Source organism: Dialister succinatiphilus YIT 11850 (assembly GCF_000242435.1).
Lineage (GTDB): Bacteria > Bacillota > Negativicutes > Veillonellales > Dialisteraceae > Dialister > Dialister succinatiphilus.
Genome location: NZ_JH591187.1, coordinates 689,479 through 702,830, shown reverse-complemented (window position 1 = coordinate 702,830; position 13,352 = coordinate 689,479). Strand labels below are relative to the sequence as shown.

Below are 13,352 nucleotides of genomic sequence, written 5' to 3'. Positions count from 1 at the left end.
AGTATATGTTAACAGGTAAGCAGAAACAGTATCTGAAAAGTGAAGCAGTCAGCCTTCCTGCCTATGTGCAGATTGGCAAGGAAGGGATGACCTCTTCTGTGGTACAGAGTGTAGAGGATGTACTTCTGGCCAGGGAACTGGTCAAGGTTAAGATTAACCAGAACTCTGATGAAGATATCAGGGACACAGCCTCCCTGCTGGCGGAAAAGCTGGATTGCGAAATTGTGCAGATTATCGGACGGAACTGCGTGCTTTTCAAGCAGAAAGAAAAGAAATCCCATTATGAGCTCCCCTGACAGCAGCTGCCGCTCTGTCATTTCTTCCATGAAACGGATTGTTGTGAAAGTGGGAACCAGTTCCCTTACCTATGACAATGGAAAAATGAATCTCCGCTTTATGGATCACCTGGTGCGGCAGTTATCCGACTTAAAGAACCGCGGTTTCCAAGTCATCCTGGTCACCTCCGGTGCTATTGGCATTGGTTTCCCGGAACTGGGCTTTAAGGAAAAACCAACATACCTTCCCTATAAACAGGCGTCCGCTGCTGTAGGGCAGGGCCTTCTTATGAATATTTATGAGCATTTGTTCTGCGAATACGGTCATGTGGTAGGGCAGCTGCTTTTTACCAAAGGAGATGCCGTGAATTCCAAGCGGTATCTTCACATGCATGGCACCCTTCTTTCCCTCCTGGAACTGGGCGCCATACCGATTATCAATGAAAACGATGCCGTAACGGCTGATGAAATCAAGATTGGTGACAATGATACTCTTTCCGCTATTGTGGCCAGCATAGCGGAAGCGGATCTGCTGATCATCCTTTCCGATATTGAAGGGCTTTATGATTCAGATCCCCGCAAGAATAAGAATGCCCGTCTTATCCACCAGGTGCCGGTCTTTTCCCGGGATATATTCCGTATGGCCGGCGGTGCCGGTTCTTCTCAGGGAACAGGCGGCATGTACACAAAAATCCAGGCTGCGGAAATCTGCGTCCATTCTGGCATCGATATGGTGATTGCCAAAAGCACCCTTCCGGAAGTTCTGGAACGAATTATGGATGGGGAAGATGTGGGCACCTGGTTTAAGGGAGAAAACGTCCATCCCCAGCTGAAAAAGAGAGATATTATTATTGGTACTGCTGTCAAGGGGAAAATCTTTGTGGATGAAGGATGCCGTTCTGCTATTTTAAACAAGGGCTCCAGTCTCCTTCCGGTAGGAATCCTCGATACGGAAGGGGATTTTGCAGAAGGAGATACGGTGGCTGTATTCTGCGGCAGTGATGAGGTGGCCCGCGGCATTACCCATTACAGCAGAGTTGACATTGACCTTATCAAAGGACTCCATACGGAGCAGCTGAAAGGGGCCCTGGGAGCAGAGCCTCCCTATGATACGGTCATTCACAGGGATAACCTTCTGGTGATGAAATAAACAATGAAATTTTCTGAAAAAGCTCGATGGCTGATTTATTATTATACAAAGCACCCCAAAGGACGTTTTGAACTGTCCCATATCCTGGAACTGCTTCTTTTCCTTACGGTGTGTATCATTCTTTCGGAAGTGGTGTTGTATGCATGGTTAAACGGATAGGCTTGTTTGGTGGGTCCTTCAACCCCATCCATATTGGTCACCTGGTGATTGCAGAAGCAGCATGGCAGGAATTTGGACTAGAAAAGGTTATTTTCATTCCATCCGGGGATACTCCCAATAAGGATATGCACCATATTGATAAATTCGATCGTTATAATATGGTTCAAGAAGCAGTGAAGGACAATCCGCACTTTGCCCTGTCTCCGGTAGAAAGGGACAGATGCGGTCCCTCCTATACGGTGGATACGGTCCATATCCTGAAGGAGGAATGGGGCCCTTCCTATGAATTTTATTTCATATGCGGCACAGATGCCCTGGCGGATCTCCCTACCTGGAAGTATAACAGGGAGCTTCTTTCCTGCTGCCATTTCATATGTGCCAGCAGACCGGGAAATGAAGAAAAGCTGCGTCAGTCTGTCAACTATTTCGGAAAACTGGGTCAGGATAAGATTCATTTCCTGATTACGCCGGAATTGGATATTTCTTCCACCATACTGAGAAATCTTCTTTCGCAGCATAAATCTGTTCGTTATTTTATTCCTGACGGGGTTATTTCTTTTATTCAATCTCATCATTTGTATGAAGGACAAGATCATGGAGCTTAAAGATATACAAAAGGATTTAGAAAAAATTCTGTCTCCCAAACGGTTTCGCCATTCCCGGGGCGTTGCAGAAACAGCCCGCCATTTGGCTGAAAAATACGGGGCTGACAGCAGAAAAGCCTATGTGGCCGGATGGGTCCACGACTGTGCCAAGGAACTTTCCCTGGCTGATATGCAGCATATTGTGAAGGATGCAGGGCTTAAGGCCGATTCTTACCTTCTTTCCAGCCGTGCTCTCCTTCATGGTCCGGCAGGAAGTATTCTGGCTGAGACAAAGTACGGTATAGGCGACAAAGAGATTCAAAGCGCTGTTTATTACCATACTACAGGACGGGCTGATATGACCCTTCTGGAAAAAATTATTTTTCTGGCTGATTATATTGAACCATCCCGGGATTTTCCAGGCGTTGACAACTTGAGAAAGCTTTCGGAAATCAATCTGGACGAGGCACTGCTTGCTGCCTATGATTCCACCATTTCTCATCTTCTCGACCAGAAAGCCTATATTTATGATTTAACCTTTATAGGACGGAATGATTTAGTTCTGAAAATAAAAGAGAAAAAGAATGAAAAAGAATAGACATGGAAAAATCAGAGTTAAGAAACTGCTTGTCTTTATCCTCATGGCTCTGGCTGCAGCGGTGATTCTGATTTTTGGTATTGGCAAAGGGGTATCCTATCTTCTTGGAAAAGTAGATACAGGGAATTCTCCTGTTTCCTATTACCTTTTCATAGGTGCAGACAAAGAGGCCGGCAATGAAGCGGATGCTATCATTTTGACTGTATGGAACAGCAGGGATAAGGGAGTGAACTTTATTTCCATTCCGCCCAATACGAAACTGGCCCGCCAGGAAAAGAAAAATCAGCTGATTCGCACTACCTTCTCCGAAGGGGGAGCAGAAGAGACCAAGAGCGCCGTGGAAAACCTTCTTCACCTGCGCATTGAAAAATATGCGGTTGTGGATTATTCCAATTTCCAAAATTATGTAGATAAAATTGGCGGTGTAGATCTCTATGTGGAAAAAGGCATGGATCACCAGAACCGGGAAGGCGAAACGGATATCCAAATCCGACAGGGCTATCAGGACCTGGATGGTGAAAATGCTTTAGGCTATGTGCGCTATATTGACAAAAAGAACGGGGAAATCGACCGTATCCAGCGGCAGGAACGTTTCCTGAAAACCATGATTTATACCATGCAGAACCACTGGGCACTGTATAACTGGTTTTTCTTCCATCATTCCTGGACAGCAGAGGAAACCAATATCACCAATGGAGAAGCAGCTTCCCTGGCTTATACTCTCTCCTCCTATCCGGAGGACAGCTTTAAATTCTCCATCCTCCCGGGTGAAACACAAACTATCGGTAAAGTGGATACATGGGTTATTAATCCTGTAGAAGTGCAGAAGACCATTGCACAGACTATAGGAGCCGATAACCAGTAATTAAAAAGGAGTTTGAATCAATGGAAACAAATATTGAAATCATTTGCAAAGCATTGTCTTCCAAAAAAAGCGTACTCATCCGTGTACTGAATGTGCGTGGACTTACCAGTATTGCTGACGATTTTATTCTAGCTACTACACGTAATAAAAAACAGGCACAGGCTGCTGCCGATGAAGTAGAAGAAAAAGCAGGGGAAATCGGTCTGCATCCTCTTCGGAGAGAAGGGTATCAGGAGGGTGACTGGATCCTTCTTGATTTTGGCGATGTGATTGTCCATATTTTTACAGATGAAGAAAGACGGCGCTATGACTTTGATACCCTGTGGAAAGAAGCGCCGGTAGAGGAGTACCATGAAACCGGCGATGACAATGAATAATGAAGATTCCGGACTGGGACCCCTGCACCTCAGGGAAAACTCTCTGGCAGAATTGACTGTTGCAAGAATATCTGATATGGGAGCCTTTCTGGATGCAGGAACCGGAACCACTTCCGATGATATTCTTCTTCATCACAGCCAGCAGACCAGGCCTGTAAAAGAAGGGGAAAAAGTAAAAGTCTTTCTGTATCATGATCCCCACCATCGTTTGACAGCCAGCATGCGGCTGCCCCAGATACCGGTGGGAGGTATCGGCTATGCGCCGGTTATGTTGACCACCCGTTTCGGCGCATTTATTGACGTGGGCACAGAAAGAGGTATTTTTCTTCCCTTTTCCCAGATGGAAGAAAGGGTGGAAACAGGGCAGTATGTATGGGTTAAAATGTATGTGGATAAAACCGGGCGCCTGGCAGTGACCATGAAAGTGAATGAAGATATTCGGAGTATCGCTCTTCCTGCCAAGGGAGTCAAAGTGGGTGATATGGTTACAGGCACAGTCTATAACAAGACCGATGACGGGGTTTTCCTTATTACCCGGGAACGGTGGATTGCCTTCCTGCACCGGGATGAAATCAATAAACCCATTCATATGGGGGATGAAATCACAGGACGGGTTGCTTTTCTACGTAAAGACGGCCATGTGAACATATCCCTCCGTCCCCAGAAGGAAAAGTCAATAGAAGGGGATATGCAGCTTCTTTTGGAGTATATGAACCGTCATAATGGAAGCCTTCCCTTTACAGATCAGTCCGATCCGGCACTCATCAGAGCTTCTCTGGGAATCAGCAAGGCAGCCTTTAAAAGGGCAGTAGGACATCTTCTGAAGCTAAAGAAAATTTCCATGAAGGAAGGAAAAATAACCCTTTCCTGAGTAGAAACGATTTCCATACAAAAAGAGCAGGAACCAACAGGCTCCTGCTCTTTTATTGCATGGGAATGAATGAATCAAAAGGCAATGAATTAAAAATGACGATAAAGACCAATCACCTTGCCACGAATGGTTACATCTTTGGAAATGATTGGCTTATAAGCATCATTTTCCGGCTGTAGACGGATATGGTCGTCTTCCTTGTAAAAACGTTTAACCGTGGCATCATCATTGCCTACAAGGGCTACTACAATATCACCATCCTGCGCGTGATCCTGTTCAGAGACAATCAGATAGTCTCCTTCTTCAATACCCGCATTAATCATGCTGTCTCCCCGGACCACCAGAATAAAGCAGCTGTTATCACTGCCCACCATTTCAGCAGGCAGAGGGAAAACCGATTCCAGATGTTCATCAGCCACCAGCGGTTCCCCGGCACGGACTGCCCCTACAAGAGGCATGGGAATCATCTTCTTGTGGCGCCAGGACATATCGCCTACCACCTCAATAGCTCTGGAGCTGGCAGGATCTCTCTTAATAACGCCCAGCTCTTCCAGACGAGCCAGATATCCATGAACAGTAGAAGTGGAACGAAGGTTGACTGCCGTGCAGATTTCACGGACAGTAGGGGGGAATCCATCTTCGTAAATTTTCTGACGGATAAATTCCAAGATGCTTTTTTCACGGCTTGTTAATTCCCTGTTTTTACCTAATCTTTTCGCTGCCATTTTTGATTTCCTTCCTATCCTATAAAATATCCAGACTATCTGTGAAAATCAATCTATTGTTTCAGTACATTTAAAGTATAGTAACCTGCATTTATTATACAGGAAACATTGCATAAAATCAAACAGAAGTTCATAGAATAAATGAGCAGGCAATTATTTATTCCGGGAACATTCAATCCCTGGTCCATTAAAAAAGTCTAATCTCCTGTTCTATTGTACGAAATTATGTTTTGTATTATCATAATTTCAGAAATGATGTTCTACGAATAGCAGTTTTCCAAAATGCTGTTCCTAAGAATACAAGTTTGATATAGATGACAGGAAGGAGACTGTAAGATGAAAAAAATAACTTTCCTTTTTATAGCCCTGGTACTTCTTTGCGGATGGGGCGTCAATGCTTCCGTATCAGGAGATTCCGTTCAATATGATGTGGTAACCGTTGAAGAAAATGATACATTGTGGGATATAGCAGCCCGTCGTGTAGATAATACGAAGGATATCAGACAGGTAGTTTATGACATTGAGCAGTTTAATCACATCACAAATCCCGGCCAGCTGGAACCGGGGATGAAAATCAAGATTCCTGTGGATTTATAAAAATATAAATTTCTTAAAAAAAAGCAAACGTTTATTCTTTCGGTGAAAATCTCTACCAAAAGAATAAACGTTTGCTTTTTATTACGTTCCAGAGAAACAGGAGTTTTTATTTCCTCCGCTATCAAATCAAAGCCTGCTTATTCCCACAAGCATAAAAAGAATACAAACAAATATTCTTTTCACAAAGAAATTATTTAAAAGAATATCTGTTTGTGTATTCAAGACAGGTGTATCACTTTGGCTGATTAAAAATCTTATCAATGGGGTTATTGGTAAACAGATCGGCCTCATTGATATAACGCCGGACCATTTCTACCGAACGATGACGGGTCTGTTTCATAATGAGCCGTTCTTCCACCCCCTGAAGTGCCGCATACGTAGCAAATCCATGGCGAAGACTATGAGCACCATACATTTCTGGATTTAAACCAATGGAAGCTGCATATTTTTTTACAATCAGATTGATACTCTTGTCACTGAGCCGACGGGAGGAAACCTTCCCATTTTTCAGAAAACTGCGAAACAGCGGACCTGATGTAATACCGGCCGCCGTCAGCCATTCCTGAAGGGCGTGGATACAATCCATGGAAGAATGAGACAAATAGGGGATGCCAATCTGCTGTCCTGCTGAGGTCTGGTCAGTCTTGGAATGGCGGATAGTAACCACAATGCCCTGGGGGTACTTCCTAATATCCTCCACATCAAGGCCTGCCAGCTCGCTGCGCCGGAAAGCACCCATAAATCCCAAAAGCAGAACCGCCCGGTCGCGCAATGCCTGAAGAGAAGTTAAATCCATGCGATGAATCATTTCCTCAATTTCTTCCCAATAAATAGGAGTTTTCCCTTTCTGTACAGTCCCTTTCAAACGAGTAAGACCGATGAGAGCTTCCTTCACAATCCAGGCCCGGCAGGGGTTTTCCACATGGTCCCCGGAAGCATTATAATTTTCAGAAATGGCGCTGATCCGCCGCCGTATGGTAGAAGCCTTGGCATAGTCTGCTAAATCATTGATATAATTCACAATGGTTTCCGGTTGAGCCGGATAAGAGGTCTGATGATGATACCGGCACCAGTCGCAGAAATCATTCCAGTCCGATTCATAAGCGTCAATCGTATGATTCGCCTTTGTCACCGAAAGAGAATTCATACTTTTGTCAGAGAGGCCCTCACTTTGCGAATTTCTGCTGAAATCCCGCAGAAAAAAATGATTGTCCATACAATCTCCTTACTGATGAAATAGTGTCCATCTTTGCTTTTTTACTATTATACCATCTTTAGAAGAAAATAGGTTCCGATAACATTAAATTAAGAAAAAGCACCGATAAAATCTAGCTAAATCGGCCCTATGTAGGCCAAATGGTAGGCAATGAAATTGACCGCCTACCATTTTTGCTTTTAATTATGAATTGTTCCAAAAGGAAAGTTTTGATAAAAAGTATCCGGAAAAGAATAGTTTTTATCAAAACTTTCCTCGAAAACGGAAAAGTTTTGTGCAAAAGTAGTCCAAATCGGCATACCTTTGATAAAAAGTATGCCAAAGAGCTAAAGTATATCTTCCATTTTGTCGGCTGCTTTCCGGGCCTCTTCCTTAGTGACTGAGTAGTAGATATTGGCTGTTGTTGTAATACTTGAATGGCCCAGACGCTTAGCAACGTATTCCAGGGGAAACTGGCCCGATGCTATAAGCCTGGTAGCGTGGGTATGCCGAAAGGTATGGAAAGAATGGCCGCCGAAGTGATGCTTACAGAATTTTTCAAAAGCTCTTATGTCATTGGCAGTCATCTGGCTGCCGTCCTCCCGGGTGCAGACATAGGGGGAGGGGATGTAGTCGTCCTCCCAGATTCCTACATTCTTCTCCTGCCAGCGTTTCTGCTTGACCAGGGCTGACATAAGGCGCTGGCCGAAGCTGACCTGCCTATAGCTGCTCTTAGTCTTTGGGGCATTCACTGCATCTGCGTACTGCGTTTTATTGACAGTGATTGACCGGCCAAAAAGATCTATATCTGACCACTTGAGCGCCAGGATTTCCCCTTTGCGCATCCCTGTGTAATACGCAATCCGGATGGGGATATAGAGCTTACAGCCTTCCGGGTAAGCAGCAAAGAGCTGGTCCAGCTCATCCTGGCTAAAGACCCCGGGGGAAGCAGGAGCTTCATCGTATCGAGGGATGGTGACACTGTCTGCAGGATTTACCTGGATGTACTCGCGGTTGGCGACGGCCCATCTGAGGCTCCCTTTTAAGACTGCCAGTACAACCTTGACCGTGGATTTCGCGGCGCCTTCCTGTTTGAGCTGCAGGAGCCAGTCTTGGAGCTCTCTGGTAAGGACGCTCCGGAGAAGCCTGCCTCCAAAGGCCGCATCTATATGGTTATGTACGATCTGGGAGTAGAGGGTATAAGTGGCAGGCCGGCGATTGACATTTACCTGCTTTTCCAGCCATTCTTCCATAAAGTCATGCACCGTAATATTTTCCGGTTTGACGTAAGCGCCCGTGGCGTCCGCTCTCCGGATATGAGCACGAAAGGCCTTTTGGGCTTCTTCCTTTGTAGCGCCTCCCGGCTCTTCATGCCTATGCCTTTTTCCGGCACTGTCGCGGTAACTGATGATATAAAACCATTTCTTCCCCCGCTTAACAAAAGTTGCCATGTTTTCTCACTCCCGTTCATGCCATAATATAAAGTTATCCTCCAATTTGCCATCGTCGGCAAAATGGTACTTGAAACTGCTTGCAACAAACTTGCAACCGAAAAGGCCCCATAAAAGCCCATTTTGTGGGCATTGGCAAAATAATACTTGAAACCAACTTGAAACCTGGTAAGTTTCAAAAACCATGAAATCCAAGACTTAACAGCCGCTAAGTTTCAGAAATAGCCATTTTGCGGACGTCCGCAAAATCATCCTCCATCAACCTGTCGGAAATCCCGACAGGTTATTTTGAACTGTTCGGAAATGCCGAACGGTTGAAAAGGTGCGTTCGAGGAGCTCGAAGCGACTTTTATTAGATTAGTATGAGAAATTAGTATTTCCGGCGGATTTCTTCAACCTTGCCAATGATTCGGACGGGAAGCGATTCAACTTCATGGGCATTATAGAAATGAGGGGGATAGACAACAGGATTGAATCCGATAAGAGTGATGCCGCTCTCATTCTTCTGTACTTTTTTCACTGTAGCCTCATTACCATTAACTAGGACTATGCAGATGTCCCCGCTGTCAAAGTAGTCCTGCTTGTGTACAATGACCAGGTCGCCTTCCCGCATTTCCGGCTCCATGCTGGCGCCCGTGATATGGAGGGCATAATAACTGCCATCTGCAGCGGAGGGATTCGTAACCCGGATATAGTCGGTTATGTTTTCGATAGCATCTATTGGAGTACCGGCCACTACCTTGCCCACGACAGGAATTCTATAGACGTTTACCTTATTATCCAATTCCTTGACGGAATCCGGAAATAGAAACGTAGGATCTACATGTAAAGCCATGGAGAGCTTCAGAAGATTCTTCTGCTTAGCTATGTAGTTCCCAGAGAGATACCGGGAAATCGCAGAATTGCTTATTCCAGTTTTAGCAGAAAGCTCTGTAGCATTGATACCTGCTCTTTCCATAGCTTCTTTGAGTTTATCAGCGAAATTGTTCATAATGAGCACCTCTTCTCTCGATTTCTTATCTATATTATAAGATGGGATTTGTCAATTAGCAAATAATTTTTGTTTAAATCAAAAAATCTATTGCTTTTTGGCAAAAATAGGCTATAATAGGTATATAGAAATTTGCCATATGGCAAAAGGAGGTGAAGGAAATGGAGTTCGATTATAGTACACTGCGCGGCAGAATCCGCGAAAAATTCGGCACCGAAGGAAACTTTGCAAGCGCTATTGGAATGAATCCGTCCACGTTGAGTCAGAAACTGTCGAATAAACTGGAGTTTTCGCAGGAAGACATCCTGGCATCTATGAAAGCTCTCGATGCCGGGAGCGATTGCATTGTGCCCTATTTTTTTACCCAAAAAATTGCCAATTAGCAAATTCATAGAAAAGGAGGACCTAATATGAAGTTGATGAGTTCAAAAGAGGCAGCAAAGTACCTCCACATTTCTGTGAAGGCCCTGCAGGCCCTCCGGGAACGGGGGGCAGTCAAGGCTATTAAATTCGGACCAAGGTTTCTGTATAGAACGGAAACACTGGACCAACTGGCAGAGGAGTACGAAGACTCCGGGAAGGATTTAAGCAATGAATAACTACCCAGATTTGTACATTAAAGAAAAGGCAAGGGAAAGAGCCCTGGCCGCGGTAAGGCAGGCACTCGCAGACCTCTTGGAGAGCGCATTAGCTGTAAATGATGAGAACAAACTTCCATTGAACATGTTTTTTGCTGGAAAGGCAGATGCTTACGAAACCTCCCTCAGCATTATTGACGCTGCTTTTGGAGAAGAAAATGAAGAGGACTTTGATTAAAAGAATCCGATGGGCCCGCCTCGGCGCCGTCCTCTGCATCGCCCTTGCCGCCGGAGCCATTGGCTATGGCTACTACCGCGACGCCACGGAGACACAACTAGTGGAGTACAAAAAAACCGTAGAAGAGGGAGACACCCTTTGGGGTATCGTCGGCCAGGTAGCTACCAACAGAGAGGACATGAGCCGCCTGACCTGGCAGGTGATGCATGATAACCACATCACCGACCCCGGCCATCTTCAGCCCGGAAAGGAAATCGTTATCCGGGTGAAGGCGGCAAGAGAGCTGTAAAGGAGTGAAGAAACATGAACCAGAATCAGCTGAAAGAATACTGCCTGGATAGGCTGCATGAAATGTGCGTCAAGGCCGGAGTAGATGTGGCTCGACTTGAACCGAATTACCGGGATGGGGATCTTGTCTCAGTTACAATCTACCGCTATTTCCAGCCCTGCAATCAGACAATCAACGTAGAGGGAGACTCCCCGATAACCCTGGTCAAAGAACTCATTATCAAAGGGCATTTAGGGTAAAAGAAAAAGGCTCCGACGTCTCGTACACGTCAGAGCCTAAAACAAGAAAATTGTTTTATTCAATTATATCACGAAGAAGAACCCTATGAGAAAAGAAAGCAAAAAACCATTCATATGCTGCTTCTGCGGAAAGGAGATAACACCAGGAGAAGAATGCCTGGCGCGGCCCACATGGCAGGATGGAAAGATACGTCCCTGCCACCGGGACTGCTCCATCCGCTGGGGAGCAGGAGGGAGGAAGAGAAAATGACCGAGAATATTTTCAATAAATTTGGAATCAAGAAAGGGGAGACGGCCGCTCCCTGGAACAAAGGGAAAGGGCTGGCATTCCTCATGCACTTCCCCATCCCGGACTGGGCAGTAGAAGAGAAAGAGGAAGGAAAAATCCCAGAAAGCCTTTGGCGGCACTTCGAAGAGAACCAGTACTCCGTTTCCTTCGTTCCCTATTTCACCAGGGGCAAACATGTAGGAAAACCGAACTGGCAGAAGGAGTCAGTCAGAGTCATGTTCAAGACCCGGGAAGAGGCGGAAGCCTACATGTGGAAGAACTACCAGTGCTGAAAATCTTTTGAATAATGTAAACAACATTTAAGGAGGTACAACATGGCAATCAAAATTGAAATCACAGGAGAGAATGCAAAGGACGTGATGGCGGAGATGTTCAATCTCTGCAGCGGTGTTTTTGCCGCTTACCAGAATCCGCCATCTGTGGATGAAGTGAAGACAGCTGGCATGGCCATGGCGCAGGAGCCATCTCACGCATCCGCGCCAAAGGAAGAACCGAAACCGGAAAATGTTAAGTCTCCGGAAACCCCGAAGACCGGAGTGGAGGATAATCCCTTCATGGGGTACGCCAAGGATGTGGTGCAGTGCGTCAGCGAGGAACAGCACAACGAGCTCAAGGGCATCTGCGGTCAGTTTGTAGCCGCCAAGCCTACGAATCGCGGGAAGCTCCGTGCATGGCTCACGGAGCATAAAGTAAAGCGGCTGTCCGAGCTGCCGGAAAACCTGTATGAGGATTTCAAGAAATGGCTGGAGGCGAACAAGAATGCCGGCTAAACATGCAATTCTCTCCGCCTCCTCTTCCGCAAGGTGGATGGCATGCCCTCCGTCCGCCAGGGCGGAATCAAAGATGGAGGATAAGCCTTCTATCTTCGCCGCAGAAGGAACCCTTGCCCACGCCTGGGGCGAGTATTTCCTCCGGCAGAAATACCTTCCGGGGACAGGTGTCGAGCCGGAAGAAGAAATGGACGGGGAAATGAGTGAGGCGGTCCGCTTCTATGTGGATGCAGTAAGTGAGGTTTTCGAAGCTGAGAAGGCTAAAGGGAACCACCCGTTCATCAGTGTGGAGCAGCGCCTTGATTTTTCTCCCTGGGTGCCGAAGGGTTTCGGCACCGGTGATGCGGTTATTGTATCCGACGGGACGATTGAAATCATGGACCTCAAGTACGGCAAAGGGGTGCTAGTGCTGGCGAAGGACAATCCGCAGCTCCGTCTGTACGCACTTGGTGCTTGGTGGACGTTCAAAGACATCTTCCCATTCAAAAACGTTCGTATGGCTATCGTACAACCGCGACTGAACAATCTGGACAAAGATACCCTTACAGTTCCTGAGCTCCGCTCATGGGGCTATATGGTGAAAGAAAAAGCCGCTCTGGCATGGAACGGCGATGGGCACAGAAAGGCAGGACCGCACTGCCGCTTCTGCAAGTGCCGTGACACCTGCGGCGTACTCAGCCGTTACCTGCTTGATCCCGTAACCGGAAAGGCGGCGGAGACGCTGACCGATGACCAAATAGCGGAAATCATTCTGAAAGCCGGCGACATCAAGAAGTACCTTACCGATATTTCCGATTATGCACTGGCCAAAGCGGTGGATAACGGTAAGGCATGGCCCGGGCTCAAAGTGGTGGAAGGGCGCAGCGTCAGGAAGATTTCCGATGAAGGGAAAGCGGCGGATGTGCTGAAGCTGAACGGCTACAACGACATCTACAAGCCCCAGACACTGAAGACCATCACGGAACTGGAAAAGCTCTGCGGCAAAAAACGCTTCGGGGACCTCATGAAGGATGTCATTATCAAGCCAAAGGGAAAGCCGACTTTAGTTCCCGCATCCGACAGACGGCCGGAATTCGTTTCCGACGATTTTGATGATTCTGTACTTTAATTC

At 46.3% G+C, this 13,352-nt stretch carries 21 protein-coding genes; 17 read left to right on the top strand and 4 right to left on the bottom strand.

What is annotated here, in order from left to right; translation table 11 throughout:
- The first annotated feature begins 5 nt into the window (after positions 1–5).
- The 8 genes from yhbY to HMPREF9453_RS03020 are packed head-to-tail and all read left to right on the top strand — an operon-like array spanning position 6 to position 4,879.
- Positions 6–296 (top strand): ribosome assembly RNA-binding protein YhbY, encoded by a 291-nt coding sequence (gene yhbY, locus HMPREF9453_RS03050; RefSeq protein ID WP_008859103.1) that lies wholly within the window; start codon positions 6–8, stop codon positions 294–296.
- Positions 283–1,425 carry a glutamate 5-kinase gene (gene proB / locus HMPREF9453_RS03045; protein ID WP_008859102.1) on the top strand — a complete coding sequence of 381 codons (1,143 nt, stop codon included), beginning with the start codon at positions 283–285 and terminating at the stop codon, positions 1,423–1,425. The genes yhbY and proB overlap by 14 nt, the downstream gene beginning before the upstream one ends.
- 3 nt (positions 1,426–1,428) lie before the next feature.
- Entirely contained in the window at positions 1,429–1,584 is a 156-nt protein-coding gene (locus HMPREF9453_RS11880; RefSeq protein WP_156792543.1) for a hypothetical protein, read from the top strand.
- Complete coding sequence (gene nadD, locus HMPREF9453_RS03040) at positions 1,569–2,189, top strand: nicotinate-nucleotide adenylyltransferase (protein ID WP_008859101.1); 621 nt, start codon at positions 1,569–1,571, stop codon at positions 2,187–2,189. Before HMPREF9453_RS11880 ends, nadD begins: the two co-directional genes overlap by 16 nt.
- Positions 2,179–2,766 (top strand): bis(5'-nucleosyl)-tetraphosphatase (symmetrical) YqeK, encoded by a 588-nt coding sequence (gene yqeK, locus HMPREF9453_RS03035; protein WP_008859100.1) that lies wholly within the window; start codon positions 2,179–2,181, stop codon positions 2,764–2,766. The genes nadD and yqeK overlap by 11 nt, the downstream gene beginning before the upstream one ends.
- Entirely contained in the window at positions 2,753–3,631 is an 879-nt protein-coding gene (locus HMPREF9453_RS03030) for an LCP family protein (RefSeq protein ID WP_008859099.1), read from the top strand. The genes yqeK and HMPREF9453_RS03030 overlap by 14 nt, the downstream gene beginning before the upstream one ends.
- Before the next feature lie 20 nt (positions 3,632–3,651).
- The gene (rsfS, locus tag HMPREF9453_RS03025; RefSeq protein WP_008859098.1) at positions 3,652–4,008 is read left to right on the top strand and encodes a ribosome silencing factor; all 357 of its coding nucleotides are present in this window, start codon (positions 3,652–3,654) and stop codon (positions 4,006–4,008) included.
- Positions 4,001–4,879, top strand: a complete 879-nt coding sequence (locus HMPREF9453_RS03020; protein WP_148363712.1) for a CvfB family protein — start codon at positions 4,001–4,003, stop codon at positions 4,877–4,879. The genes rsfS and HMPREF9453_RS03020 overlap by 8 nt, the downstream gene beginning before the upstream one ends.
- A gap of 89 nt (positions 4,880–4,968) precedes the next feature.
- Here HMPREF9453_RS03020 and lexA read toward each other — a convergent pair whose 3' ends face one another.
- Positions 4,969–5,604 (bottom strand): transcriptional repressor LexA, encoded by a 636-nt coding sequence (lexA, locus tag HMPREF9453_RS03015; protein WP_008859096.1) that lies wholly within the window; start codon positions 5,602–5,604, stop codon positions 4,969–4,971.
- 336 nt (positions 5,605–5,940) lie between these two features.
- Here lexA and HMPREF9453_RS03010 point away from each other — a divergent pair, with 336 nt between their 5' ends.
- Entirely contained in the window at positions 5,941–6,201 is a 261-nt protein-coding gene (locus HMPREF9453_RS03010; protein WP_008859095.1) for a LysM peptidoglycan-binding domain-containing protein, read from the top strand.
- A gap of 232 nt (positions 6,202–6,433) precedes the next feature.
- On the opposite strand, the gene HMPREF9453_RS03005 is transcribed toward HMPREF9453_RS03010, so the two are convergent.
- The 3 genes from HMPREF9453_RS03005 to HMPREF9453_RS02995 all read right to left on the bottom strand — a co-directional run bounded on the left by HMPREF9453_RS03005 (position 6,434) and on the right by HMPREF9453_RS02995 (position 9,838).
- Positions 6,434–7,417 (bottom strand): site-specific integrase, encoded by a 984-nt coding sequence (locus HMPREF9453_RS03005; protein ID WP_008859094.1) that lies wholly within the window; start codon positions 7,415–7,417, stop codon positions 6,434–6,436.
- Positions 7,418–7,743: 326 nt separating this feature from the next.
- On the bottom strand, positions 7,744–8,847 hold the full coding sequence (locus tag HMPREF9453_RS03000; protein WP_008859093.1) for a tyrosine-type recombinase/integrase: 1,104 nt from the start codon (positions 8,845–8,847) through the stop codon (positions 7,744–7,746).
- Between the two features lie 370 nt (positions 8,848–9,217).
- Positions 9,218–9,838, bottom strand: a complete 621-nt coding sequence (locus HMPREF9453_RS02995) for a LexA family protein (RefSeq protein ID WP_008859092.1) — start codon at positions 9,836–9,838, stop codon at positions 9,218–9,220.
- Between the two features lie 161 nt (positions 9,839–9,999).
- Between HMPREF9453_RS02995 and HMPREF9453_RS02990 the strand changes: the two genes are divergently transcribed.
- The 8 genes from HMPREF9453_RS02990 (at position 10,000) to HMPREF9453_RS02955 (ending at position 13,349) form a co-directional block, all read left to right on the top strand.
- Positions 10,000–10,221: a DUF739 family protein gene (locus HMPREF9453_RS02990; protein ID WP_008859091.1), complete on the top strand. Its 222-nt coding sequence runs from the start codon at positions 10,000–10,002 to the stop codon at positions 10,219–10,221.
- Positions 10,222–10,257: 36 nt separating this feature from the next.
- Positions 10,258–10,437 (top strand): helix-turn-helix domain-containing protein, encoded by a 180-nt coding sequence (locus HMPREF9453_RS02985; protein ID WP_222859640.1) that lies wholly within the window; start codon positions 10,258–10,260, stop codon positions 10,435–10,437.
- Complete coding sequence (locus tag HMPREF9453_RS12065) at positions 10,430–10,654, top strand: hypothetical protein (RefSeq protein ID WP_008859089.1); 225 nt, start codon at positions 10,430–10,432, stop codon at positions 10,652–10,654. Before HMPREF9453_RS02985 ends, HMPREF9453_RS12065 begins: the two co-directional genes overlap by 8 nt.
- Entirely contained in the window at positions 10,647–10,943 is a 297-nt protein-coding gene (locus tag HMPREF9453_RS02975) for a LysM peptidoglycan-binding domain-containing protein (protein ID WP_040379514.1), read from the top strand. The genes HMPREF9453_RS12065 and HMPREF9453_RS02975 overlap by 8 nt, the downstream gene beginning before the upstream one ends.
- 14 nt (positions 10,944–10,957) lie before the next feature.
- A complete protein-coding gene (locus tag HMPREF9453_RS02970; protein WP_008859087.1) occupies positions 10,958–11,182 on the top strand; it encodes a hypothetical protein in 225 nt (74 codons plus the stop codon).
- Positions 11,183–11,353: 171 nt separating this feature from the next.
- Entirely contained in the window at positions 11,354–11,743 is a 390-nt protein-coding gene (locus HMPREF9453_RS02965; protein WP_187368038.1) for a hypothetical protein, read from the top strand.
- 42 nt (positions 11,744–11,785) lie between these two features.
- Entirely contained in the window at positions 11,786–12,241 is a 456-nt protein-coding gene (locus tag HMPREF9453_RS02960) for a hypothetical protein (RefSeq protein WP_008859085.1), read from the top strand.
- Positions 12,231–13,349 carry a DUF2800 domain-containing protein gene (locus HMPREF9453_RS02955; RefSeq protein WP_008859084.1) on the top strand — a complete coding sequence of 373 codons (1,119 nt, stop codon included), beginning with the start codon at positions 12,231–12,233 and terminating at the stop codon, positions 13,347–13,349. The genes HMPREF9453_RS02960 and HMPREF9453_RS02955 overlap by 11 nt, the downstream gene beginning before the upstream one ends.
- Positions 13,350–13,352: the final 3 nt, after the last annotated feature.

Bases quoted from the DNA above. Each gene is read 5' to 3' on its own strand.
- yhbY (WP_008859103.1), top strand. From the start codon at position 6: ATGTTAACAGGTAAGCAGAAACAGTATCTGAAAAGTGAAGCAGTCAGC.
- proB (WP_008859102.1), top strand. From the start codon at position 283: ATGAGCTCCCCTGACAGCAGCTGCCGCTCTGTCATTTCTTCCATGAAA.
- HMPREF9453_RS11880 (WP_156792543.1), top strand. From the start codon at position 1,429: ATGAAATTTTCTGAAAAAGCTCGATGGCTGATTTATTATTATACAAAG.
- nadD (WP_008859101.1), top strand. From the start codon at position 1,569: ATGGTTAAACGGATAGGCTTGTTTGGTGGGTCCTTCAACCCCATCCAT.
- yqeK (WP_008859100.1), top strand. From the start codon at position 2,179: ATGGAGCTTAAAGATATACAAAAGGATTTAGAAAAAATTCTGTCTCCC.
- HMPREF9453_RS03030 (WP_008859099.1), top strand. From the start codon at position 2,753: ATGAAAAAGAATAGACATGGAAAAATCAGAGTTAAGAAACTGCTTGTC.
- rsfS (WP_008859098.1), top strand. From the start codon at position 3,652: ATGGAAACAAATATTGAAATCATTTGCAAAGCATTGTCTTCCAAAAAA.
- HMPREF9453_RS03020 (WP_148363712.1), top strand. From the start codon at position 4,001: ATGAATAATGAAGATTCCGGACTGGGACCCCTGCACCTCAGGGAAAAC.
- lexA (WP_008859096.1), bottom strand. From the start codon at position 5,604: ATGGCAGCGAAAAGATTAGGTAAAAACAGGGAATTAACAAGCCGTGAA.
- HMPREF9453_RS03010 (WP_008859095.1), top strand. From the start codon at position 5,941: ATGAAAAAAATAACTTTCCTTTTTATAGCCCTGGTACTTCTTTGCGGA.
- HMPREF9453_RS03005 (WP_008859094.1), bottom strand. From the start codon at position 7,417: ATGGACAATCATTTTTTTCTGCGGGATTTCAGCAGAAATTCGCAAAGT.
- HMPREF9453_RS03000 (WP_008859093.1), bottom strand. From the start codon at position 8,847: ATGGCAACTTTTGTTAAGCGGGGGAAGAAATGGTTTTATATCATCAGT.
- HMPREF9453_RS02995 (WP_008859092.1), bottom strand. From the start codon at position 9,838: ATGAACAATTTCGCTGATAAACTCAAAGAAGCTATGGAAAGAGCAGGT.
- HMPREF9453_RS02990 (WP_008859091.1), top strand. From the start codon at position 10,000: ATGGAGTTCGATTATAGTACACTGCGCGGCAGAATCCGCGAAAAATTC.
- HMPREF9453_RS02985 (WP_222859640.1), top strand. From the start codon at position 10,258: ATGAGTTCAAAAGAGGCAGCAAAGTACCTCCACATTTCTGTGAAGGCC.
- HMPREF9453_RS12065 (WP_008859089.1), top strand. From the start codon at position 10,430: ATGAATAACTACCCAGATTTGTACATTAAAGAAAAGGCAAGGGAAAGA.
- HMPREF9453_RS02970 (WP_008859087.1), top strand. From the start codon at position 10,958: ATGAACCAGAATCAGCTGAAAGAATACTGCCTGGATAGGCTGCATGAA.
- HMPREF9453_RS02965 (WP_187368038.1), top strand. From the start codon at position 11,354: ATGGCAGGATGGAAAGATACGTCCCTGCCACCGGGACTGCTCCATCCG.
- HMPREF9453_RS02960 (WP_008859085.1), top strand. From the start codon at position 11,786: ATGGCAATCAAAATTGAAATCACAGGAGAGAATGCAAAGGACGTGATG.
- HMPREF9453_RS02955 (WP_008859084.1), top strand. From the start codon at position 12,231: ATGCCGGCTAAACATGCAATTCTCTCCGCCTCCTCTTCCGCAAGGTGG.